Origin of the sequence: Novosphingobium piscinae (assembly GCF_014230355.1) — a bacterium.
Taxonomy (GTDB): domain Bacteria; phylum Pseudomonadota; class Alphaproteobacteria; order Sphingomonadales; family Sphingomonadaceae; genus Novosphingobium; species Novosphingobium piscinae.
On record NZ_JACLAX010000015.1, the window covers coordinates 51,820 to 75,073 of the forward strand.

General features: G+C 69.6%; 20 protein-coding genes. 1 reads left to right on the forward strand and 19 read right to left on the reverse strand.

Going from position 1 to position 23,254, the window contains the following annotated elements; genetic code table 11:
- Window positions 1-6 precede the first annotated feature (6 nt).
- The 10 genes from H7F53_RS13585 to H7F53_RS13630 all read right to left on the reverse strand — a co-directional run bounded on the left by H7F53_RS13585 (window position 7) and on the right by H7F53_RS13630 (window position 12,305).
- Entirely contained in the window at window positions 7-696 is a 690-nt protein-coding gene (locus H7F53_RS13585) for a response regulator transcription factor (protein ID WP_185680039.1), read from the reverse strand.
- A 62-nt stretch (window positions 697-758) separates the two neighbouring features.
- Complete coding sequence (locus tag H7F53_RS13590; protein ID WP_185680040.1) at window positions 759-2,156, reverse strand: TolC family protein; 1,398 nt, start codon at window positions 2,154-2,156, stop codon at window positions 759-761.
- Entirely contained in the window at window positions 2,153-3,253 is a 1,101-nt protein-coding gene (locus H7F53_RS13595; protein WP_185680041.1) for an efflux RND transporter periplasmic adaptor subunit, read from the reverse strand. Before H7F53_RS13595 ends, H7F53_RS13590 begins: the two co-directional genes overlap by 4 nt.
- Window positions 3,237-4,925: an ABC transporter transmembrane domain-containing protein gene (locus tag H7F53_RS13600; RefSeq protein WP_185680042.1), complete on the reverse strand. Its 1,689-nt coding sequence runs from the start codon at window positions 4,923-4,925 to the stop codon at window positions 3,237-3,239. Before H7F53_RS13600 ends, H7F53_RS13595 begins: the two co-directional genes overlap by 17 nt.
- A gap of 846 nt (window positions 4,926-5,771) precedes the next feature.
- Entirely contained in the window at window positions 5,772-6,590 is an 819-nt protein-coding gene (locus tag H7F53_RS13605) for a TorF family putative porin (protein ID WP_185680043.1), read from the reverse strand.
- A 187-nt stretch (window positions 6,591-6,777) separates the two neighbouring features.
- Window positions 6,778-8,121 (reverse strand): ATP-binding protein, encoded by a 1,344-nt coding sequence (locus H7F53_RS13610; RefSeq protein WP_185680044.1) that lies wholly within the window; start codon window positions 8,119-8,121, stop codon window positions 6,778-6,780.
- Window positions 8,118-8,858 carry a response regulator gene (locus H7F53_RS13615; protein WP_185680045.1) on the reverse strand — a complete coding sequence of 247 codons (741 nt, stop codon included), beginning with the start codon at window positions 8,856-8,858 and terminating at the stop codon, window positions 8,118-8,120. The genes H7F53_RS13610 and H7F53_RS13615 overlap by 4 nt, the downstream gene beginning before the upstream one ends.
- Before the next feature lie 171 nt (window positions 8,859-9,029).
- Complete coding sequence (locus tag H7F53_RS13620) at window positions 9,030-9,491, reverse strand: MHYT domain-containing protein (RefSeq protein WP_185680046.1); 462 nt, start codon at window positions 9,489-9,491, stop codon at window positions 9,030-9,032.
- A gap of 134 nt (window positions 9,492-9,625) precedes the next feature.
- The gene (locus H7F53_RS13625; protein WP_185680047.1) at window positions 9,626-10,966 is read right to left on the reverse strand and encodes a dicarboxylate/amino acid:cation symporter; all 1,341 of its coding nucleotides are present in this window, start codon (window positions 10,964-10,966) and stop codon (window positions 9,626-9,628) included.
- Between the two features lie 178 nt (window positions 10,967-11,144).
- Complete coding sequence (locus H7F53_RS13630; RefSeq protein ID WP_185680048.1) at window positions 11,145-12,305, reverse strand: acetyl-CoA C-acetyltransferase; 1,161 nt, start codon at window positions 12,303-12,305, stop codon at window positions 11,145-11,147.
- A 162-nt stretch (window positions 12,306-12,467) separates the two neighbouring features.
- On the opposite strand from H7F53_RS13630, the gene H7F53_RS13635 reads away from it, so the two are divergent.
- Entirely contained in the window at window positions 12,468-13,085 is a 618-nt protein-coding gene (locus H7F53_RS13635; RefSeq protein WP_246438902.1) for a TetR/AcrR family transcriptional regulator, read from the forward strand.
- Window positions 13,086-13,138: 53 nt separating this feature from the next.
- On the opposite strand, the gene H7F53_RS13640 is transcribed toward H7F53_RS13635, so the two are convergent.
- The 9 genes from H7F53_RS13640 to H7F53_RS13680 form a co-directional block, all read right to left on the reverse strand.
- Complete coding sequence (locus H7F53_RS13640; RefSeq protein ID WP_185680050.1) at window positions 13,139-14,080, reverse strand: hypothetical protein; 942 nt, start codon at window positions 14,078-14,080, stop codon at window positions 13,139-13,141.
- A complete protein-coding gene (locus tag H7F53_RS13645; protein ID WP_246438903.1) occupies window positions 14,077-16,065 on the reverse strand; it encodes a sensor histidine kinase in 1,989 nt (662 codons plus the stop codon). The genes H7F53_RS13640 and H7F53_RS13645 overlap by 4 nt, the downstream gene beginning before the upstream one ends.
- A gap of 107 nt (window positions 16,066-16,172) precedes the next feature.
- On the reverse strand, window positions 16,173-17,156 hold the full coding sequence (locus H7F53_RS13650; RefSeq protein WP_185680052.1) for an ATPase, T2SS/T4P/T4SS family: 984 nt from the start codon (window positions 17,154-17,156) through the stop codon (window positions 16,173-16,175).
- The gene (locus H7F53_RS13655; protein ID WP_185680053.1) at window positions 17,153-18,277 is read right to left on the reverse strand and encodes a TrbI/VirB10 family protein; all 1,125 of its coding nucleotides are present in this window, start codon (window positions 18,275-18,277) and stop codon (window positions 17,153-17,155) included. Before H7F53_RS13655 ends, H7F53_RS13650 begins: the two co-directional genes overlap by 4 nt.
- Window positions 18,278-18,283: 6 nt before the next feature.
- Complete coding sequence (locus H7F53_RS13660) at window positions 18,284-19,057, reverse strand: TrbG/VirB9 family P-type conjugative transfer protein (RefSeq protein WP_185680054.1); 774 nt, start codon at window positions 19,055-19,057, stop codon at window positions 18,284-18,286.
- A complete protein-coding gene (locus H7F53_RS13665; RefSeq protein ID WP_185680055.1) occupies window positions 19,054-20,151 on the reverse strand; it encodes a TrbL/VirB6 family protein in 1,098 nt (365 codons plus the stop codon). Before H7F53_RS13665 ends, H7F53_RS13660 begins: the two co-directional genes overlap by 4 nt.
- Before the next feature lie 74 nt (window positions 20,152-20,225).
- Window positions 20,226-22,619 carry a VirB4 family type IV secretion/conjugal transfer ATPase gene (locus H7F53_RS13670; protein WP_185680056.1) on the reverse strand — a complete coding sequence of 798 codons (2,394 nt, stop codon included), beginning with the start codon at window positions 22,617-22,619 and terminating at the stop codon, window positions 20,226-20,228.
- 13 nt (window positions 22,620-22,632) lie between these two features.
- Window positions 22,633-22,917, reverse strand: coding sequence for a VirB3 family type IV secretion system protein (locus H7F53_RS13675; protein ID WP_185680057.1), 285 nt, complete (start codon window positions 22,915-22,917; stop codon window positions 22,633-22,635).
- 6 nt (window positions 22,918-22,923) lie between these two features.
- On the reverse strand, window positions 22,924-23,235 hold the full coding sequence (locus tag H7F53_RS13680) for a TrbC/VirB2 family protein (RefSeq protein ID WP_185680058.1): 312 nt from the start codon (window positions 23,233-23,235) through the stop codon (window positions 22,924-22,926).
- Between the last annotated feature and the right edge of the window lie 19 nt (window positions 23,236-23,254).

The window sequence follows — 23,254 nt, forward strand, 5'->3', positions numbered from 1 at the left end:
CGAACGCTACCCGGCCGCGATCATGTAGCCGGCGCCGCGCACCGTGCGCAGCAGCGCCTCGGGCTCGCCATCGTCGATCTTGCGGCGCAGACGGCTGATGTGGACGTCGATGACATTGGTGCCGGGATCGAAGTGATAGTCCCACACCGCCTCGAGCAGCATGGTGCGGGTCACCACCTGGCCGGCATGGAGCAGCAGGTACTCGAGCAGGCGAAACTCGCGCGGTTGCATCGGGATCTTGCGGCTGCCGCGCCGCACCTGCCGGGTCAGCCGGTCCAGCTCGAGCTCGCCGCAGCGCAGCACGGCGGCTTCGGCCTGGGCCGGTCCGCCCTTGTCGCGGCGCAGCAGGGCCTGGACCCGCGCCAGCAGCTCGGCAAAGGAGAACGGCTTGCCGAGATAGTCGTCGGCGCCGGCGGTCAGGCCCTCGATCCGGTCGTTGGTATCGGCCAGGGCCGACAGGATGATCACCGGCGTGCGCACTCCGGCGGCGCGCATCGCCTTCAGCACGGCCATGCCATCCATTCCCGGCAGCATCCGGTCGAGGATCACCACGTCATGCTGCGCGTCCGTGGCGAGGAACAGCCCGTCGCGCCCGGTGGCGGCGCGGTCGACGGTGAAGTTCTGCTCGAGCAGCCCGCGCGAGATGTACTCGGCGAGCCGATCGTCGTCCTCCACCACCAGCACCCGTCCAGCCATCCGGTCCTCCTGATCAGCGGCACGAGCCTAGGCAAATCCGCGGTGGAGAGAAAGGGGCGCGGTCAGAGTCCGAGCTGGCGCACGTCGATGGTGGCGGCGATCAATTCGGCATTGGCGGTGGATTCGCGCAGCTGGGCATCGACCAGCCGCAGCCGGGCATCGGCCGCGGCCTCTTCGCGCAGGTTGACCAGGATGAAGTCGCTGGCGCCGAGGGTGAAGCGGCGGCGTTCCGCATCGGCCATGTTGGCCGAGAGGCGGGTCTCGTCCTCGGCCAGGGTGACCAGCTTGGCCGCCGCGTCGACCTGCACGGTCAGCCCGCGCACCTCGACCTGGATCTGGTCCTCGAGCAGCCGCCGCCGCGCCTGCAGCGCCTCCTGCTCGGCCTGGACCTCGGCCACGCGGCCCTTGGCCTGGCGGCGCTGCAGCGGGACCGAGAAGCGCAGACCGACGAAGCCCTCGGCCGGGGTCCGGGTCGGCCCGCCCAGCCCGACCGCCCCGATGTCCTTCGAAGCTTCGACCCGCAGGTCAAGCCGCGGATCAAGCTGGTTCTCGGCCAGCCGCCGGCGGGCTTCGAGCTGGTCGAGCCGGGTGATCAGGGCTGAAAGGTCGGGACGGTCGGGGCGGATCAGCGAGGCCGGATCGAGCGACACCGGCTCGAGCCGCGGCAGCTCGTTCGGCAAGCGCTCGGGCCCGGGGACCTGTGGTTCGCCCAGCTCGTTGCGCCAGAAGAATGACAGCGCGTTCGCGGCCACCGCCAGCTCCTGCTCCGACCGGACCAGCAGCGAATTGCGGCGCACGATGTTCTGGCGGTTCTCGACGCCAAGGATCGCCGGCCGCGCACCCAGCGCGATCAGGCGATCGATCGAGGTCTGGCGCTCGGTCGCCAGAGCCAGCAGCTCGCGATAGATCGCCACGCGGTTGCCCGCCGCGACCCACTGCTGATAGGCTGCCATGGCCCGGCGCTGGACGCCCACCGCCACCAGTTCGCGATCGAGCCGCGCCAGTTCGACGTCGGCCGCGGCCAGACCCAGCGTGGTCCGCCGTTCGTCGATCACCCGGTCGCGCAGCAGTGCGAACAGCGCCCCGACCTTCACCTCGCCGAGCTGGTTGGTGTAGCCCTTGGCCTCATAGCCGGGAAAGTTCCCGCGCGAGACCCGGTAGCTGCCATAGAGGTTGCCGCCGTTGTCGCGCAGCGGGCTGGTCACCTTGGTCTCGAAGGTCGAGCCGTCATAATAGCCGAACGGCTGGACCTGCGCCTCGGCATCGAACACCAGGTCGAAGGCGCCGTTGGCCGACAGCTCGCGGCCGGACGCCGCGCGCTCGCGCGCCATGGCCTCGACGATCGCCGGCGAATGCTGCGCCGAGGCACGCAGCACCTCCGCGAGGGTGAGCGGGGTCGCGGCCCGGGCCACCCCGGCAAGGGTCAGCAGGATCAGGCAGGCCAGCAGCCGTCGGATCACTTGCCACCGTCCTTGCCGCTGTCGCCCTCGGCCGGCTTGGCCTTGGCCTTGGCGCCGTTGCCCTTGCTGTCGGCAGCCTCGGCGGCCTGCCGGATCGAGCCGAACTCGGGCGGGAAGTTGTTGAGCTGCCGCCACAGTTCGTAGCCCACCGTAACCGTGTCGAGCCGGACCCAGCCGCGCACCTTGGCGCCCAGGCGGATCTGCTCGGCCGCCGGCCAGGGACGTGCGCCCGGGGCAGGCTCAACCAGCACGCGGAACAGGCCGTCGGTGCGCGCCGAGGGATCGACCGAGCGGACCCGGGCATCGAACATGCCATAGGCGACCGACGGCCAGCCACTGAACTGGATCGCCGGCCAGCCCTCGAACTCGATCCGGACCGAGCGACCGGAGTGCACCAGCGCGATGTCGCGCCCGTCGATCAGCAGTTCGATCACCCGCACCGGCTCGCTGGGGGCCAGCGTGGCGAGCACATCGCCCGCGCTGACCAGCGTGGCCCCGGCGGCGGCGTTGATCGACTGGATACGGCCATCGCGCGGCGCCCGCACGATCTGCGCTGACTGGCGGGTCAACGCCACGTCGACGCGGTTGAGCTTGGCCCGCGATTCCGCCAGCTTGGCCCGGTGGTCCGCCACCTTGATCATGCTCGCCTCGTATTCGCGCCGCGCGACGAGGCCCTCGGAGAGCAGCTGGCGTGACCGGCCGACATCGATCTGGGCTACGGCCATGGCCTGCTGGGCCGCTTCGATCTCGGCCTCGACCTGGGCCCGCTCGGCGGCGAGCCGGGCGAGCAGGCCGGGATCGTTGTCGACCACCTGGGCGATCGGATCGCCCTTGCGGACCGTTTCGCCGTCGCGCACGAACCAGCGCTCGACCCGGCCGGGCACCAGCGCGGTGACCGACTGGACCCGGTCCTCGGGGTGGAGCGCCACCACCGTGCCGTAACCCGAGGTGGTCTGGACCCAGGGTACGGCGAAAAGGATCACCACCACCACCGCGGCGCCGAACAGGATCATCGTCGACAGGACCCGAGCCAGCCGCGGCGGCTCCAGCGCGGCCAGCGTCGCGAAGCGACGCATGTGATCAGGCCGTGCGGACATCGTTGCTCTCCTCCTGCGCGGCCACCGCGCTCAATTCCTCGACGCTCGCACAGAAGTGCTGCTCGCTGCGACCGAACCACATGTAGCGGTCTCGCTGCACGCCTTCGGGCCGGCGGGTGAACTGCAGCACCGTCGTGCCCAGCTGCCGGAACCGCGCGAGGGCGCCGTCGAGGCAGTCGGGCGGCAGCAGATCGTACAGCGGCGAAAGCACCAGCACCTTGGGCTGCGCCAGCAGCGCCGCGGCCAGCTTCAGGGCCATCAGATCGCCCACCGACAGGGGCCAGCCCGAGGTCGAGATGATCGCGTCGAGACCACCGGGCAGGTGGATCAGGCGGCTGGTCAACCCGACCGCCTCGAGCGCACCCATGATGTCGGCCTCGCGCTCGCCCGCTGCAAGCTGGAGATAGTCGCGGATCGACATTTCGACGAAGGTCGGACGGTCGAGCACGCGGATATCGCCGCGCAGGCGGTACATGTCGAAGGCCGAGATGTCCTGGCCGCCGATCACCACCAGCCCCTGCGCCGCGGTTTCGTGCCGCTTGAGCAGCAGGATGAAGGCCTGCTGGACCTCGGGTGGGCCGACCACCGCCACTTGCTCGCCGCTGTCGAGCGCGAAATCGAACCGGAAACGACCGGTGCGCACCGTGTTCATGCGCAGCGTCCCGTCGGCCGGGCCATTGCCGTCGCCCTTCGGCGTCTGCTGCGGAATATCCCAGAACAGCGACAGCTCCTCGAGCCCGGCGACCAGGTCGTAGAACGATTCCAGATAGCTGCCGAGCTGCGCGACGCCGTAGAACACGCCCGACAGGATCAGCTCGGCGGCGACCAGCTGGCCGATCGACAGCTGGCCCTGGATGATCAGCCAGCCGCCCAGCGCCAGTAGGCTGGCGCTGGCGAGCGCGTAGGTGAAGAGCAGGCAGACGGTCTGCGCGAAAGTCGTGCGGAAGTGGCGCTCATGAGCCTGCACGTAGGTCTTGGTGACCTGCTCCGAGCGGTCGATCGCATAGTCGAGATGGCGGATCGACTGGTAGAAGCCGTTCGAACCACCGACGCTTTCGAGCCAGTAGGCCGTGGCGTGCTTGGCATGGCTCTTGGTGATCGCCGTGGTGATGCCGCTGCGGGTCCAGACCCGCCAGATCACGATCAGCACGATCACCAGCACCAGGTTGAACGCCAGAAAGAACGGATGGTAGAAACTGGTCACGATCAGCCCGACCGCGCTCTGCAGCAGGATCGTGAAACCGCCCACCAGCAGGCTGGGCAGCGCCTTCTGGACCGTCATCAGATCGAAGAAGCGGTTGAACAGGTGACCGTTGCCGGCGTCGGCGAAGAACGGGTTCTTGGCGTGGACCGCACGCAGGGTGATTTCCGCGACCATCCGGGCGAACAGGCGCCGCTCGAACAGCGACATCAGGCGGACCCGCAGGGCGCTGAGCAGCCCGACCATCAGCAGCAGGCCGAACAGGATGCCGGCCAGGGTGAACAACGGCGCGCTCAGCGCCACGTTGGCAACCGAGTTGATCAGCAGCTGGACCGAGATCGGGGTGGCCAACGACAGCAGCGAGATCGCGCCGCCATAGACGAGGGCGAATTTGACGAACACGGCATCGGGGCCGAGGATCAATCGGATCCACCCCGCCACTTCGCGCAGCCCTGCGCTGTGCTGTGCCATGATCTGCGGCTCTCCTGCTCAATCGTTCAAAGACGCCTGTCGGCGACGGGGGGTGATCGCGGCTCGATCCGGTCCGGCGGACCTTTGCGAAGCGGCCGGCTCAGGCTCCTATAGCAAAGGTTTGTGACGCGCGCGCGCTGCTTCGACCGTGGCCGGCAACGGTGGCGCATCCACCGGTCAATGCCAGGTCTGAGATCATCGGGCGAGCTTACCTCCACAGGGCCATGACACGCAGCACCCTTGCTGCATCGCACCAAAGTACGAACGCCGTCATTTCCCGACACCCATCTAATTGTTACAAATCATTGCGAAAAGGCGATTTGTCGGGTGGATGGCACGGCGCACCGCGCGGAGCACGATTTTCGCCCGGTGGCGTGCCCCAACCGGCAGCTCGAGCCCAGACATACAACGTTACGAAGCTGAGCGGATCACGCACACGCCCGCTGGTAGATCCCGTGCACCGCAGTTTTCGGAGTCCGAAATGCCCACTGCAGTGCGCTGTACACCCCGTTTCCGTCCCCGGGGTGGAGCGAGCGACCTGGCGAAGGTTGCTCATGGCAGCTGCGGCATCTGGTGACGATGGCCAGACCGGCCCCGTTCCCCGAGGTCCGAACCCGGTCCTTGCCGGGTGGACAGGCACGCAAGCATGCGGCTTTGGCTGACGCCCTCTGACTGCCCAGACGCAAGGGCTCAGCCCCTGACTGAACGTCCCACCCACGTTTCAGTCGCAAACTGGGGAGCCGCCGCGCGGCTCCCCATCTTTGTTGGCCCTGGCCCGCAATGGGGCGAGGCCGAGCCGGCCGGCGCCGTGGCGGCGCCAGCCGGGGTGGTGTGCTCAGGCCCGGCTCAGAACGCCGCGGTGAGCGAGACGACCACGGTGCTGCCCGCGATCGACTTGCCGTCCTTGGTCGACGAGAAGTTGGGCTGCAGGTAGGCGGCCTCGCGGTCGGTGATGTCGGTGTCGATGTACGACACGTTGACGGTCAGGCCGGCCACGGCGATGTCCGCGCCCAGCGCCCAGTCCCAGTACTTGCCGGTCGGCGCGACGCTGGTGCCGTTCGGGCCGAGGCCGGGGTTGCCCTTCGACCAGCCGGCGTGGGCCTTCAGCGTGACCGGGGTACCCGGCACGGCAGCGCTGGTGTCACCCCAGAGATAGAGGTTGTCCTGCTTCTGGCCGCGGCTGATCGTGGTGTTCGAGAAGTTGCCAAGCGCGATCTGCTTGGGCGCATAGGCCACACCGGCGAGCACGTTGAGCGGACCGGCCGCGCCGCTGACCTTCACGTAGGGCTCGACGAAAGACGTGCGATCGGCGCCGCCCGGATAGTTGTACCAGGTCGCACCGGCATCGACGGTCAGCGCACCGGCCGGAATGGCCACACCGGCGATCAGGTCAAGCTCGAGGTTCGGGCCGCCGAAAGTGCCCCAGCCCGACAGGTTCGACGCCCAGAAGCCGGCATAGACGCCGCTCTTGTGCTTGGCGGTCACACCGCCCTGGATCGCCATGCCGCCGTTCGACTGCGAAACGCCGCGGAAACGGTAGTCGCTGGCCAGGGTGGCCGAACCGGAAATCGTGATATCCTTGGGGGCATCGGCCTCTTGGGCCAAGGCAGGAGCAGCACTGCACAGCGCACAAGCGGCGGCGGCAACAGCAAAGATAGTCTTCATGGAACAATCCCTCATGTTTTTGGGTTGTTCCTCCTGCGCCCCGAGACCGACGCCGTTTTCTCCTCCAAGCCTGCCGGGACAGGCTTGGCGGGTACACCGTACCTCGGGACCTTTTCCGTTTATCGGCTGAAAACCGGCTCGTCGATTGCAGTTTTGTAACAATTTGTTGCTGAACGAGCTGTCAGGGTCATGCCTCTGTGGTTGTGCGGGGCAGCAGAAGCGTCGCCACCAACCCGCCTCCGGGACGGTTGGCCAGGTCCAGCCGCCCTCCTTCGGCCTGAATCACGCGGTCGACGATGGCCAGTCCCAGCCCCATGCCGCGGGTGTTGCGCGCCCGTGCATCGTCCAGCCGGGTGAACGGCTGGCGCACATCGTCGAGCCGTTCCTCGGGGATGCCTGGCCCGCGGTCGGCCACGGCCAGCTCGACCCACTCATCGCCGGGACGCAGGCTCACCTCGGCGGTGCCGGCATAGCGGTGGGCGTTCTGCAGCAGGTTGGCGATGGCCCGGCGCAGCCCGGCCGGATGGGCCCGGATCTCGAGCGAATCCGGACCTTCGTAGGTCACCTCGAGCCCGGCATCGGCGGCCCCGTCGATCTGCGAGCGGACCATCGCGGCCAGATCGATGGCCCGCGCCGGCCCGCTGTCCTGACCGGACTCGACGAAGGCCTGCAACGAGGCGAGCAGTTCGGACATCTCCGAGATGTCCTCGTCCATCTCCCCGCGGGTCGCCTCGTCGATCGGGGCGCCATCAACCCGCAGCTGCAGCCGCGCGAGCGGTGTGCGCAGGTCATGGCCCACCGCCAGCAGGGTCTGGGTGCGGCTGGTCAGCAGCTGGTGGATCCGCTCGTTCATGCGATTGAACGCCCGGATCAGCTGGCGCACCTCGCTCTGGCCGGCCTCGGGCAGCAGTTCCATGTCATCGGTGCCGACCTGGCGCATCGCCGTGACCAGCCGCTGGAGCGGGGCCACGCTGGTGCGCACCAGCCACCAGGCGACCAGGAAGAACAGCAGCGAGGGCAGCGAGAAGCGCAGCAGCAGATCCCAGTTGAGCGACCACGACACCAGCCGCTTGGACCGGAACACCAGCTCGGACCCGTCGGGGAGCAGCGCCGATCCGGCCATCCCACCCCCGCGCGACAGCGGCACCAGCACCAGTTGCAGATCGGCGCTGGCCAGTTCGCGCTGGGCCTGGACGATCTCGTCCTTGAGCGAGGGCAGCGCGGCAAAATCGTTCTCGGCCGGCCGGCGGGCGCGCCAGTCGATGTGGAAGCGGCTGGTCGAGAGCTGGTGCGCCACCAGCGGGCGCGAGTGGCGCGGTGCATCGGCCAGCACCCGACGGGCCACGACGAGGTGTTCGGCGGCGCGGGCCACCTCCTCCGAATTGACCACGAAGGTCCGCGCCCGCTCGAACATCAGCGAGTTGGCGACGAAGTCGGCGACCAGGATCACCAGCATGATCGCCAGCAGCCGCGCTGCCAGGCTCAGGCTGATCCGTTCATACCAGCGCCGCAGCGTGGCCGAGACGCTCATTGCCGCGTGACGGGGACGGTGAACATGTAGCCGACACCGCGCACCGTCTTGATCGGCGCGCTGCCATCAGGCCCCGCCAGCTTGCGCCGCAGCCGGCTGACCAGCACGTCGACGCTGCGGTCGGAGGAATCGCCCAGGCGGGTGCGCGACAGCTCGATCAGCTTCTCGCGCCCGATCGCCCGCTGCGGATAGCTGACAAAGGCGTTGAGCAGGTCGAACTCGGCGGTGGTCAGATCGACCAGCATCCCGCTCGGCGAACGCAGCTCGCGGCTTGCCCGGGCCAGGGTCCAGCCGCTGAAGACGATGTCGCCGGCAGCCGCGCGCGGCTCGGACAGGACCTCGCCCGACCGCCGCCGCAGCACCGCACCGATCCGGGCGACCAGCTCGCGGGTGTTGAACGGCTTGGGCAGGAAATCGTCGGCACCCAGCTCCAGTCCGACGATCCGGTCCTCCTCGCTGCCGCGCGCGCTGAGGAAGATCACCGGGGTGTCGAGGGTGCGGCGCAGGCGCCGCAGCACGTCGAGCCCGTTCATCCCCGGCAGCATGATATCGAGGATGATGAGGTCGAAGCTCTCCTTCTCCAGCACCAGCCACAGCTCGGCGGCGGTCGCCACAGCGGCGATCTCGAAACCGTGCTCGCGCAGATTGCGCGTGATCAGCGTCCGCAGCGGACCATCGTCCTCGACCAGCATGAGGCGGGTTACGGCAAACTGTTGTTCGTACACGGGAGCGTCCATCTGGCTGATATGGGTGTGCAGCGCAGGGCTGACCACCCCCGCTTCGTCGCCTCGCTTATCGCCTCCAACCGCGTCTGCTGCCAAGTAACTTTGCATTGCCGGAATCGCGCTGCAGCGTAACGCTGCACGTGCGGTCCGCGGCATCCTGCGATCGCGGCCTGCGCCGCGCGCCTAACGGCTGAGCGCGCGGCGCAGGCCGAGCGGCGTCACGATCAGCGCGAGCAGCGCTCCATAGACCATCTTCAGCGCCAGGGCAGCGCTCGGGGACAGGGCGGAGAGCCCGGCCAGCCCCGCCAGCCCCGCCACCGCAGCCGTGCCCAGGACCACGCCCAGCACCGCCATCAGCAGCGCCCGCACGACCAGATTGCCCGGCAGCCGCCCCGGCGCACCCGCGGGCCGGATCCGCCCCGCCCGCACCGCGCGCCCCGCGATGGCGCCAGGCACCAGGGTGCTCATCAACGCGATCATGAAGCTTTGCGGGATGAAATCGAACACCCAGTAGCCCAGCCCCCAGACCTGCACCGGGTCCTGCCCGCGAAACACCAGCCAGAAGGCCGCGGCCGACAGCACGGTGTTGATCACCACCGAGACGAGCGTCTCGCGGCGGATATAGGTCACATGGTCCTGCGTCATGCCCTCACCTGTCACGTCCACCGGCGCCCGGCGCGCCTCCTCGCGCGCCGCCCGGCCGTCCCGCTGTTGTCAGGACACAGACCCGGCGACAAGCCCGTTTGGTGGATAGGCATCGTCCCCCCGGATCGACCGGCTCAGCCAATGGCCAGTTCGCCGGTCGCGTCCGCGTCATAGGCGGCGCGGTCGAGCAAGCCTTCGCGGCGCGCCACGATCACCGGGATCAGGATCTGCCCGGCTACGTTCACCGCGGTGCGGCCCATGTCGAGGATCGGGTCGATCGCCAGCAGCAGGCCGGCGCCCTCGAGCGGCAGGCCCAGCGTGGTGAGCGTCAGCGTGAGCATCACCAGCGCCCCGGTCACCCCCGCGGTCGCCGCAGAGCCGAGCACCGAGACCAGCACGATCAGCAGGTACTGCGCCGGGTCCAGCGTCAGGCCATAGAACTGCGCAATGAAGATCGCCGCGACGGCCGGATAGATCGCGGCGCATCCGTCCATCTTGGTGGTCGCCCCGACCGGCACGGCAAAGGCGGCATAGGCCTCGGGCACGCCGAGGCGCTGGGTGGTGATGGCCTCGGCGACCGGCAGCGCCGCCACCGACGAGCGCGTCACGAAGGCCAGCTCGATCGCCGGCCACGCCTTGGCAAAGAAGCGCAGCGGGCTGAGGCCATGCGCCTTGAGCAGCAGCGGGTAGATCACGAACAGCACGATCCCGAGGCCGAGGTAGACCGCCAGCGCGAACTGGGCGATCGAGCCCAGCGTGTCCCAGCCATACTTGACCACGGCATTGCCGATCAGCCCGGCCGAACCGTAAGGCGCCAGCTGGACCAGCCAGCCGAGGAGGCGGCGCAGCACCACCAGGACCTGGCCGACCCCGTCGAGCAGCCGCTCGCCCGCCTCGCCGGAGCGCAGCGCGGCGAAACCGAGGGCGATCGCCATGACCACGATCTGCAGCACATTGAATTCAAGCCCGGTCGATACGGCGCCCTCGGTCAGCTTGCTGCTCGCACTGAGGCCAAGGAAGTTGGCCGGAACCAGGCTGCGGGTAAAGTCGAGCCAGGTGCCGACGCTCTTGGGCGCCGTGGCGCTCGCCGCCGAGACGCCGGCGTGAACCCCGGGCTCGAGTGCGAGGCCCAGCGCGATCCCCGTGAGCACCGCCAGCAGCGCGGTCAGCGCGAACCACAGCAGGGTCTGCCCGGCCAGCCGCGCCGCGTTGTTCAAGGTCCGGAGCCGGGCGATGCTGGCGACGATCGCCGCGAAGATCAGCGGCGGCACCAGCACCTTGAGCAGTTGCACGAAACTGCTGCCGACCAGCGCGAGCAGCTGCGCGATGGCGTTGGGGCTGCCGTCGGCAGCCGGGCCGATCGCCCCGGCCGTCAGCCCCAGCACCAGCCCGGCGCCGATGCCGATCAGCACCCTGAGCCCGAAACTGGCGCGCCGCGGCGGGGCCGGCGTCGCGGGATTGGCGGTTGCAGACATGACGGGCTCCTTCCGGCAGGCTGAGCGGGGGGGGGCTACCGGGCACACCCCTGCCCGGCCGGTCAGGAAAGGTGCCACGCCGCGCGCCGCATGCAAGATGCCTTGTCTGCGGGGGATAGTAGGAAAACTGGCAGCCGGACGGGCGGTCGCGCCCGCCGCGGCACGCCGTGCCGGCGGGCTACAGCGCCTCGACGATCGTCACGTTGGCGATTCCCCCGCCCTCGCACACCGCCTGCAGGCCAAAGCGCTGGCCGCGTGCCCGCAGCGCATGGACCAGCGTGGTCATCAGCTTGGTCCCGGTCGCGCCCAGCGGATGGCCCAGGGCGATGGCCCCACCGTTGACATTGAGCCGGGCCGGATCGGCCCCCAGCGCCTTGAGCCAGGCGAGCGGGACCGAGGCGAAGGCCTCGTTCACCTCGAACAGGTCGATGTCGTCAAGGGTCATCCCGGCGCGGGCCAGGACCTTGCGGGTGGCGTTGATCGGCTCTTCCAGCATGATCACCGGATCGCCCGCGGTCACCCCCATCGCGACGATCCGGGCCATCGGGGTCAGGCCATGGGCCTTGAGCGCAGCCTCGCTGACCACCAGCACGGCGCTGGCGCCATCACAGATCTGGCTGGCATTGGCGGCCGAGATCACTCCGTCCTCGCTCAGCAGCTTGACCGCGGCGATCGATTCCAGCGTGGCATCGGCGCGGATCCCCTCGTCGCGGCTGTGCATCCCGCCTCCCACGGCCAGCGGCACGATCTCTTGCGCGAAGGCCCCGGCCGCAGTCGCGGCTGCGGCCCGCTGGTGGCTTTGCAGGGCAAAGCTGTCGAGCGTCTCGCGATCGAGTCCGTACTTGCGCGCGAGCATCTCGGCGCCCTCGAACTGGCTGAAACCGCTGACCCCGTAGCGCTGCAGGATGCGCGGCGAGAACGGGCCGATGCCGACCCCTTCGGCCGCGTGGAAGGTGATGTTCGAGAACATCGGCACCCGGGTCATGCTCTCGGCGCCCGCCGCGACAACCATGTCCTGGGTGCCGCTCATCACCGCCTGGGCGGCGAACTGGAGGCACTGCTGGCTGGATCCGCACTGCCGGTCAACCGTGACCGCGGGCACGCTGTCGGGCAGCTTCGAGGCCAGCACCGCGTTGCGGGCAAAGGCGAAGCCCTGCTCGCCGGCCTGGGTGACGCAGCCGAGCACCACGTCCTCGATCGCCGCCGGATCGATCCCGCTGCGATCGACCAGCGCGTTGAGCACCTCGCCCGCCATGTCGGCGGGATGCCAGCCGGCCAGTGCGCCCTTGCGTTTGCCCCCGGCGGTGCGGACGGCCTCGACGATGTAGGCGGTGCTCATGAACGTGTCCCCTTGTGGCAGGTTGGGGTTGGCGGCTGCTACCGGCGCAGTGTCGCGCGTGGTGCGCCGACCGCAACCCATGCGTAAAGACTATACTCACGAGTAACTTGTATTCCACAGCGTCGCATGTCAACAGCGGACCAGCCGGCCACCGGAGCGACCTTGAACGATCTGGACTCCCCCTTCCCCACCGCCCGCCAGCGCAGCCGCGAGCGCGCGGCGAAGCGCGAAGCGGTGCTGCGCGCCGCGGTGCGGATGTTCAACGAGCGCGGCTTCCACCAGACCTCGCTCGATGATGTGGCGGCGCGGCTGGGCGTATCCAAGCCGACGATCTACCACTATCTGGGCAACAAGGATCAGGTCCTACTCGAGTGCGTCAAGCTGGGCCTGACGCAGCTGCTTGATGCTGCTGCGGCCTCGCGCGCGCTGCCGGGGACCGGCGCGGACCGGCTGGTGACCTTCCTGACCCGCTATGCCGAGATCAACATGGACGATTTCGGCCGCTGTGTGGTGCGCACCCGCGACGAGGCGCTCGAACCCGACAGCCGCACGAAGTTCCGCGCGCTGAAGCGGCAGATCGACGACCAGCTACGCGGTCTGATCGCCGATGGCATGGCCGACGGCTCGCTCGCCCCGGGCGATCCCAAGCTGCTCGGCTTCGCCCTCGCCGGCGCGCTCAACTGGATCGGACACTGGCATGAGCCAACCGGAGCGCTGGCCCCGAACGACATCGCCCGCCAACTCGTCACAACTCTTGCCCGGGGCTTTCTGCCACGCTGAACGTGCCTGCAACGCGGCGGGATCGCGGGCGGCCACCTGACGCCTACGCAGGGCTACAGCCTGATCCGCAAACCCAGGGACGCCGTCGTCGCGTCGCCGCCAAGCGCGCCGCTGGTGCGCCTGACCTCGGCATCGAGCCACCAATGACGCGCGATCCCGAAGGTCCCGGTCAGGCCCACTTCGCTCCACCCGTCGGGCGTCCGGAGGCCGAGCAGGCCACCGTCCGATCCTTGGCCCGGCGGTCCCGGGGTCATGCCGGGGACAGTCATCAGCCTTGTGCCGCTGTTGCTTGACCGGAAGTGTTCGACATTGATCGCGATCTGCGACCGCCCCGTCCGACCCAGCGTCTGCTCAAGCCGGATGGCGCCGCTTCCGGTCACGGCGCGCTCTGCCACCAGCAGGTCCCGGGGCGCACCACGAACCAGCGCATGCCGGAGACTGCGGGTCGCGGCATAGCCGACAAAGGCGGTACCCAGCAGCGCGGTACGGTCGCTCAACCACAGGCGTCGACCGCCCCGCGCACCGAAGGCAAGATAGCCGGTGCCGTTGCCGACCATGCTTGGCCGCGAACCCGCGGGCGTGGTGACCATTCCGAACCGTTGCTGCCCCCCCGAAAGGTACAGATCGGCGAACCAGTCGCCCCAGACCCGGCCCGCGCCGAGCGATGCGATCGTGAAGGTGGAAGGCAGCGCCGCATCGACCTGCTGGATCGCGCTCTTGTAGAAGGTGAGCCCGCCACGCAGATACCAGTCGTTCTGGTAGCGGGTGACGGAGACAGTGGCATAGGGGCTGTCTGGCAGGTCCTGCCGCACGATGTAACCTGCAGCAGCCCCGGCAAGCCAGGCCACTGCGGCGCGCGGCTGGATCGGCGTGGCCACCCCGGCAACCTCCTCGAACGAGGTGGACGCGGCGGACGCGGCGTCCTGCGCGGCGTCCTGCGCGGCGACCGGGCTGGCGATCAGCAGCGCCGGTACGGCTGCCAGTCGACGCATCATGCGGCCGACCGCAGGGCCGGCTCGAACCCGCGTGGCAGCACCAGCCGGGTGGTGAAGCCGTCGGCGCGCTGCTCAAAATCGATATCCCCGCCGTGGGCCCGCGCAATCGACCGGCAGACCGCCAGGCCGATGCCACTTCCCGGCAACCCCGAGCGCACCGCAGCCGGGCTTCGGTAAAAGGGCTCGAACACCCGTTCCTGCTCGGCCTGGTCGATACCGGGCCCCTGATCGACGATTTCCGCGATGGCGTGATCCACGTCCTGGCGGATCCGCACCTTGGCGCCACCACCATACTTGATGGCGTTTTCCAGCAGGTTCACCAGCAGCCGGTGCATCCCGACCGGATCAACCTCCACCGGGACCGGACCTGTGGCGACGAATTCGACCGTGCCGCCCAGGACCGACACGCCTTCGACCGAATGCCGGATCAGCTCGGTCAGGTCACGCGGCTCACGCGGCCCGGGGGTCGAGGCATCGCGGATGAAGGTAATGACCTGGCTGATCAGCATCTCCATGTCCTCGACCTCCCGACGCAGACCATCCTGCTGGTCCTCGGGGACGTTTTCGATCCGGAAGCGCAGGCGCGTCAGCGGAGTCCTGAGATCGTGGCTGATCGCCCCGACCATGGCGGTGCGATCATCGACGAAGGCGCGCAGACGGTTGCGCATCAGGTTGAAGGCATGGGCGGCACGGCCGATTTCAGCGGGTCCAGACAGCGGACCGATGGTCGCTGACGGATCGCGCCCCAGCGCCTCGGCCGCCTGGACGAACCCCTCCAGCGGACCAATGATGCGACGCACGAAAATCCAGGCTGCAGGACCGACCAGCGCGAGCGACAGCAGGAACCAGGCGAACACGCGCCGCTGCCACGTGGTGGGAAAGGATTCCGCCCGGGGTGCCACGGCGGCCCAGGTCCCGTCGGGGTTGCGCACGGCGGCAACGAAATCGCCTTCGATGAAGGGCGGTGTGGTGAAGGCGAACCATCCGTTCGCACGCCGGAAGGGCAGCGCCTGCGGACGGCCGCGCGGCGGCGTGGCGGGCCGGGCGGTGGCGTTCGCGCTGCGCACCGCGCCCCCCAGTGGCGGCGGCTGGACGACCGGGATGGCTGCCGGATCGACGTCGCTGCGAAGGGGGATGGCATCCTCGGCCACCGGGTTCGACCGCGCCTTGCCGGCAGGCGCCGGGACAGACTGGACCGGCCGGGCGAGGTCAGGCAAGGCAAGGGCCTCCGGAGACAATCCGGGCGTCCGGATCAACGGCTGCGATCCGGCCATAAACCCTATGCCCGCGGGCGCTCGAGGTGCCCCCGGGATGCCAGCGGCGCCCGGCCCCGCCCCCTCGGCCCGCGCTCCAGCGGTCTGGACGACCGGACCCGCCGGTCCGCTCGCCGGCCGGGCATCGGGCCCGCCGGACGGACGCGATCCCGGGGTCTGGGGCGCCGCCGCCCCGGGCATGCGGGCCTCGGGACTGCGTCCCCCCGGAAACCCGCCACCCGGAAACCCGCCGCCCGGACCACCTCCACCAGGGAAGCCGCCACCTGGCGGGAACCCCCCGCCCGGTCCGATCCCGGGCGGAATGCCACCCGGCGGTGGCCCACCCGGGATAACCTGAGCCTCGGCGCGCGGAACCAGCCAGCCCACTGCCTCCGACCGCTTCGGAGCGGGCAACCGGGGGGCACTGTCCGGACCGGCCACGCCCCCCACGGGAAGCAGGGTGTAGAACGCGAGGATCACCTCGTCGGGGCGACGGCCCAAACGACGCGCCAGCGCATCGCGCGAACTCGGGGAGACCAGCCAGCCCGATCCCGACAGGTCAGGCGGCCCCGCCATCGTGGTGATCTCGAGCCGGTCGGAGCCCGATCCGCTCGCGAGGACCGAGGCGACCTCGCCCAGGTCCCAGCGCTGTTGCGGCGCCGGAGGGATGATGACGGTCAGAGCGAGAGTGACGACCTGCGCCACCAGCAGAACCAGCGCGATCAGGATCATCAGTTGCAGCCCGAGAGGCAGGCTGACGCGTCGCCACGGTCGTTGTCGAGCCATTCCTGAAATCCCGTGCTCTGTCACCTGACTGCTTCCATCGCTGATTGGCCGGGTCAGTCAACCAGTTCGCGGGCACTGCGGATATCGACGATGCTGCGTTCGCCACCACTGCGTTCCAGCTGGACCACCAGATCTATCACGCTGGCCGCATAGTGCAGCGTCTCGCCGCGCGAGAGGCCGAGACCGGCCTGCATGGCCATGAGGGCCAGCTGATCAAGCGCGCCGCGGCAGGTGTTGGCATGGACCGTGGAGAGCGATCCGGGATGGCCCGTGTTGACCGCACGCAGGAAGGTGATGGCCTCGGCCCCGCGCAGTTCCCCCAGGACGATGCGGTCCGGGCGGAGCCGGAGGCTGGCTTGCAGGAGATCGTCGGCACTGACCTGCGCTTCCCCCAGCATGCCCTTGACCGCGACGAGACCCAGCGCATTGGGCTGGGACAGACGGATTTCGGGCGTATCCTCCACCACCACCAGCCGCTCCGCCGGATCCACGGCGCGCAGCAGGGCATTGATGAAGGTGGTCTTGCCGCTCGAGGTCCCTCCCGCCACCAGAATGGTCCGGCGTTCCTTCACCTGCTGGGTCAGCCAGACCAGCGGATCGGCCAGGTCTCCGGCGGGAAGGACCAGCGGGCCGCGTCCCTGTCCGAGCCGGGGCCGCCATGCCTCGAGCGGTACGTCGACGGCGCGATGGCGACGGATGGCCAGCGCCCAGCCCGCCCGGGTCGCCGGCGGCGCGACGAACTGCACGCGTGCGCCGTCCGGCAGGGTGGCAGCCAGCAGGGGCTGTTCGCGGGTAATGCCCTGGCAGGTCACCCGCGCCACCTGCTCGGCCAACCGGCGCAGCAGCCGATCGTCGATGTCCGGAGCCTCGTGGCACGACATCCGGCCCGCTCCAGCCGTCTCCACCCAGACCTCGCCGGCGCGGTTGACCAGCACCTCGCAGACATCGGGCGGCTCGAGAAACCGGCGCAGCGGGGCCAGATAGGCCGACAGGAACACGTCGCTGCCGAGCGGGTCCGCGGTCGCGGCAAGCCTCACGGCGCGACCCCGGAGAAGTCGAGGTCCCGGGCCGTGAAGACGCGGACCGGCTGGCCCTGGGCGACCCGGATGGTGGGCGGGATCTGCGCATCGCGCTGGGCCGCCACGCTTGCGGCGCTCTGGCTGTTGCTGGTGATCAGCAGCCCGGCCGCCCCGCCGCTGGCGATGGCGCCCAGACCGCCGATGACCGAGAGGAGGGACGCGGCCCCGAAACGCTTGAAGAAGTGACCGGAAACCTCACCCGACAGCCCGGACCGACCGGAAAACTCGACCGCAGGTGAGGCCAGCGCCACCGAAACCCCGTCCGGCCGGATCAGCCGCGTCCAGATCACATAGGCCCGGGTCTGCCCGGCAGCGAGGCCGCTCTTGTACTGCCCGATCAACCGGGACGAGCGCGGTACCAGCACGCGGCGGCCATCGAACGATTTCACGTCCACGCTGACCACTGCGCGGACATAGCCGGGCAGGTCCGAATCGATCGCGGTCTCGAGGATCGCCGGGATCAGCGTGCCCTGGGTGACGGTGTTGGTCGGGTCGGCCATACGCGTCGCACTGGCGATCTCGCCCCCCGTGGTCGCGAGCCGTGAACCGAAGGCCTCGTTCTCGCTGAGGGGCCCGGCCTGCCCCGGTGCGGGGCCGGCCGCCGCCCGGACCGCCGCGCTGGGTCCGGCCGGTTCGGCGAGGGATGACGTATCGTAGACCATCACCGGGGCGACGGCCGGCGCCGGGAAGCCGGCGGCCTGGCCCGGCGGCTGGGCGAGTACGGCCGCCTGTGCGGGTGTGGGGGGCATGGCCTGGACCGCGAGGGCCGGCTCGGCCTGACCGCGGTCGGGCTGCTCCGGGTCGGTGGGTTGAGCTGTCGCCGCCGTGCCCGAGGACCGGTCCGGCGCGCCGGCCCCGCTGCGCGGCGCGGGGGCGCTGCGCAAGCCGGTGAAGGTCACCGCCCCGAGCAGCGCAGCGATCGTCACGCCCAGCAGCAGACCTCCGCGATCCTTGCGCCGGGCATCGCCCGCGACGACGGGAAAGGCATTGCGGCTGGCTTTGTCCAGGGCCTCATCGGTCAATCCGGTGCGCGGATCGACGTCAAACAGCGGGAAGCGCTCGTGGCTGAGATCTCCCATGGCGGCTTACCGTGCCGCCGCCACGCGGGCGGGTGTGGCGGGTGGCTCCCCGGGTGCGGCAGCTCCTTCCAGCACGGCCATGTCGCGACCGGAGCGCAGCACCAGCCGGGCATGGCGGCCTTCGACCACCAGGAACTGCCCGCGCGCGGTGAAGTTCACCGGACCTTCAGAGCGGCCATCAGGTGCGGGCGCGAGAATCGCCGGCAAGGCCCGGTCGGGCGACCAGGCCAGGTAAACCGCTTCGCCATCATCGAACACCCGGTCAGGAAACAGCCGCTTCTCGCCCCGCATGGTCCAGCCGAAGTTCATCCGGTCCAGCGGGAGCGCCGATGGGGCGACCACCGTTTCCGCTGCCGCGATCACGGCCGGCGCGGGAGCCGGGGATGGCTCGGCCTCGGCGGCCGGGTAGCTGAACCGGATCAGATAGGCAGGAACGGCGCGGGGATCGTTCCGGAGCTCGAACAGGTAGGTTCGCCGGTCGGTCACGACGGTCATGTTGGTCAACCGCGCGGAACTGCCGGTCGGCTTGACGAACAGCAGATTGGCCGCACGATTCGGGGTGATCTGCCAGCCGGAGCCATCGCCCACCGCGATGTTCTCGATCCGCTCGGCCGGGGCGAAGGCGATCGTCGACTGGAACCCCGGGCGGCCGACAAAGCGCTCGACCCGGTCGGCGACATAGGTCCGCGTCGTCACATGCTCTTCGCGGGCCTGGGCCACCGTTGCGGTCAGGGCGGCAAGAGCGGCCAAGGTCCAGCCGGGTGCCGTGAACGGTCTCATTTCAGGGGCTCCTTCGCAGGGGAAACAGGCTTCGGCGCCGGGCGCCGGGGGCCGAGCGCCGGCCGGCGACTGGCCGTCACCGGCCGGACCGGCGCAAGCGGCGGCAAGGTGGTGAAAGGCAGGCCAGGCAGCCGGATCACGTTTGGCATGGTCTCGGCCGATCCGGGCAAACCCACCCGGCCGACCGCCGCCGTGATGTCGCGGTAGCGGGAATCCGCTCCGGGTGCAGGCGGCTGGATCGCCGCAGCGCCCGGCCAGGGCTGTCCCGGAGCCGCGATGGTCAGATCAGCGGTCCCGGCCCGATGCGCGGGCCAAAGACCCTCCGCTTGGCCCGGGGCGGGATTCCAGCCGGCCGTCAGGGCGCCAACCAGCTTGAGCGCCAGCGCCATCAGCATGCAGTGGACAGCGGCCGCCACGAAGACGGCAGCCGCCTGTGCCAAGCCGATGTCGCCGCCCTCCAGACCGGCGACCACCGGGTCGAGCATGGCCACCGAGCCAACCCCGATCAGCGTTGCGAACATCGGGGCCAGGGCAAAGAGCACGGCGGTGCGAACCCAGCCGGCAAACAGGCCCCGGGTCCCGGGGAAGATCGCGAGGATCAGGAAGATCGGCCCCAGCGCCAGCAGGGTCGCAAGGGCGATCCGGCTGGTCACCAGCACCCCCACCGTGCCCAGCAGCAACAGCAGCGCGGCATAGGACAGGAGATCGGCCGGGGTCGTCCCCTTGGCCTCGCCGACCGCCACCTGAGCCTGTTCGGCGGCACTCGCGACGGCGGCGAACAGCCCGTCGAGCCGCACCGCGAATGCCTCGGTCGCCGATCCCCGGATGCCCAGCAGGCTGGCCGCGATCCAATCGGGGCCAGCGGCCAGCAAGGACCAGATCACCGTGGAATAGGCCACCCATGAGGTGGCGAAGGTCAGTGCCAGCCCCAGTCCCATCATGCGCGGCGTGAGCGCGGCGAGGCCCAGCCGGCCCTGCCCGGTCAGGAGGCGGAGGGCAAACAGCGCAACATACAGCGTCAGTGCCAGCGACAAGGCGACGGTCAGCTGGCCGTCACCGCCGAACAGCCGCGTGAAGGCAGCCTGGGTGGCCATGCCGGCGCGGCAGTCGACAGCCTGCAACGCTCCGGAAATGAGCGTCGGGCCAGTCCCCGAGAAGGCCGGGCAGATCACTCTGCCGCCTCACGCAGGGGATCGCGCTCGGCCCCCTCGTCGAACCCGTCCCATTCCACCCCGGTCAGCAGGGGCAGCCAGTCCCGTGGATCCTCGCCCACCTCGGCGCGGATCCGGTCCAGCCGGCGAACCGTCGCCTCACGCCCGGACAGGACGGTCAGGATCCCGGGCGCATCGGCAAGATCGAGCCGGACCACGATCGATTCGTTGGCGCGGCGGACAAGGAAGCAGCGGCTGTTGGCCGGCAGCGCGCGGATCAGACCCAGTTCATGCTCGGTCAATCCGAAGCCCTGGCAATAGTCCTCGGCGCGCGCACGCGAGTTCGGCATGAAGATCATCGTCGCGGTCTGTTCGACAATGGCCGAGGCGATCCGGCTTTCCAGCGCATCGGCCGCGGATTGGGTGGCAAAGCCAACAATCGCGTTTCGCTTGCGCAGGGTCTTGAGCCAGTCGCGCAGGCGCGCCGAGAACACCTCGTCGTCGAGCGCCTTCCACCCCTCGTCGATCAGGATCATCGCCGGTGTGCCATCCAGCCGCTCGTCGATGCGATGGAACAGGTACATCAGCGCGGGCGTCCGCAGGACCGGGTCCTCGAGCAGGGCGGTCATGTCGCAGCCAATCACCCGCGCATCGCAGGCGAGCCAGTCATCGCCATTGTCGAAGAGCCAGGCTTGCGGCCCGTCGTTGACCCACGGCGCGAGGCGGCTGGCAAGGTCGTCCGTTTCCGGCCGCCGCCCGCCGGCGAGCAGCTCGCGCAGATAACGCAGCCTGCGGAACGCGGGGTCGTGCTCATAGAGCGCGTCGACCGCATCGGCGATCGTCGCCTCCTCGGCCGCGTCCCGGGCATCGAGCAATCTGGCCAGCCATTGCCGGAGAAACGCGCGGGTCGCGGCCGAATCCGGCAACGCGAGCGGATTGAGCCCGGACGGCACACCCGGGACCAGCCGCAGATAGGGAGCCCCCATCGCCCGCAGGAAGATTTCCGCTCCCCGGTCCTTGTCGAACAGGACCGTGCGGGGGGCGAACTTCTGGGCCTGGGCGACCAGATAGTTGAGCACGACGGTCTTGCCCGACCCAGAAGGTCCGATGACCGTGAAGTGGCCAAGATCGCCCTGGTGGAAGTTGAAGAAGTAGGGCGTCGCACTGGTGGTCTCGAACGGCGTCACCGCATCGCCCCAGTGGTTGCCGGTCGGGCGGCCAAGCGGAAAACCGTGCAGCGACAGGAACCCGGCGGCATTGCCGCTCGAGACCAGGGCACGGCGCACGGCATAGCTTTCATTGCCGGGGAACTGGGCCCAGAACGCTGGCTCGAGATTGGTATCCTCGCGCACGGCGATGATCCCGAGATCGGCCAGGGTTCCGGCCACGGCCGCGGCCGCGCCGTCAAGCATGGCCAGATCGGGCGTGCGGACCATGACGGACAGGTGGTGATCGCCAAAGGCCGCCTCCCCTGCCCCCAGGGCATCGCGTGCCGCCAGCATCTGCGAACGTTCCGCCAGGGCCTCGTCATCGGCGGATTTCAGGCGCCGCACCGCCAGGTCGATCCGCTCACGGGCGATCTGGCGGTCGGCCGGGGCAAAGGTCTCGGCCAGGACCAGCTCGTAGGGCAGCCGCAGCAATCCGTCGAGCATGCCGGCACGGGTGGCCCCGGGGTACTCCTTCAGCCCGATGATCGCGGCGAAGCTGCGTTCGCCGGCGCGCCGGGTTTCGATCGCTTCCAGCCCGAACGACACCCGCGAATAGGGCAGATAATGCCCCAGGTCGGCATCCCCGGCAGCAGGGGAAACTGGGCGCCATTCCCCGTTGTAGATGGCGGAGAGCAGTTCCAGCGGCTCGGACGAGCCCTGCCGCACCGTCATCCTGCTCGCACCATAGGGTTCCAGCCCGGCCAGCAGGTTCGCCACGGCGGCCTCAAGCTCGCGATGCATCGCCGGATCGGCACCGTCGCCGCGCCCGAAACGACCGGACAGCCGCTCGGCCCACCCGGCCTTGCCCCGGGCCGGGCGGCGCAGCAGGGTGAGGAACTGCTCGTTCACGAACAGCGGCGTGCGCGCCAACTGCTCGGCGCGGACCGTCTCGAGTCCGGCGCTGAACGGGTCGGGAAACTCGGCGGGAAAGTCGATGAACACGCGGCGCCGGACCACATGATGGTAGACCACGAAGCGCGCATCGAGGACGCTGCGCAGCAGGGTCTCGCGGACGGCCAGCATATGGTCGAGCTGGGCGCTCTCCTCGGTCTCGAACGGCAGTCCGGCGATCCGGAGCATCTGCAACAGCGAACCGTCGCGCAGCGCCAGGGTCGCCTCGTCCACCTGCCGCGCATAAGGCAGGCGATCCCCGGCCCGCCCTTCCCGGCGGCTCCACGCAGCAGGACCTTTCCAGCGGCTCATCGGTCGTCTCCCGTCATGGGGCATAGGAATTGCAGCCCCAGCGTGCCCAGTTGCGCAGCCGGGGGCAGCGGCTGACCCGGGTCAGCCACAGGTCGAACACCCGTGGTTCGCGCAGGCAGGCCAGATAGCCGGCCGCATGGACCACCAGCGCGAGGGGCACGGCCAGAAAGCTGCGCGTGACCAGGAAGGCCTCGGTGGTCACGGCAATGTTGACCACGAAGAAGCTGAAGGTCACGCCCCCGAACATCTGCGGGCGGGTCAGGGCGCGGAACACGGGGGTTTGACCGGGAATCGACATGGCGGTTCAGCCCGCGAGGCCCGCGGCCGACTGGATGCCCGCGACGATCGCGGCGGAACCGAACAGGATGAAGCAGCCCACGATCACGGTGGCCCCGAACCGCCAGTTGAGCCGGCCGGTCAGCATCATGAACCCGACCATGGCGACCGCGATGACCGCGACGGTCGTCGCCACCTGACCCAGCAGGGTCTGCTGCAGCCATGCCAGTGCCGAGACAATCGGTCCCGAACCGGCCGGACCGCCAGCACCCTGGGCTGCGGCGGGGCTGGGGATCGCGGTCGCCATGAGTCCCAGGGCGATGACAGGAAGGCGTTTCATCTTGGATCTCCTCAGGTCT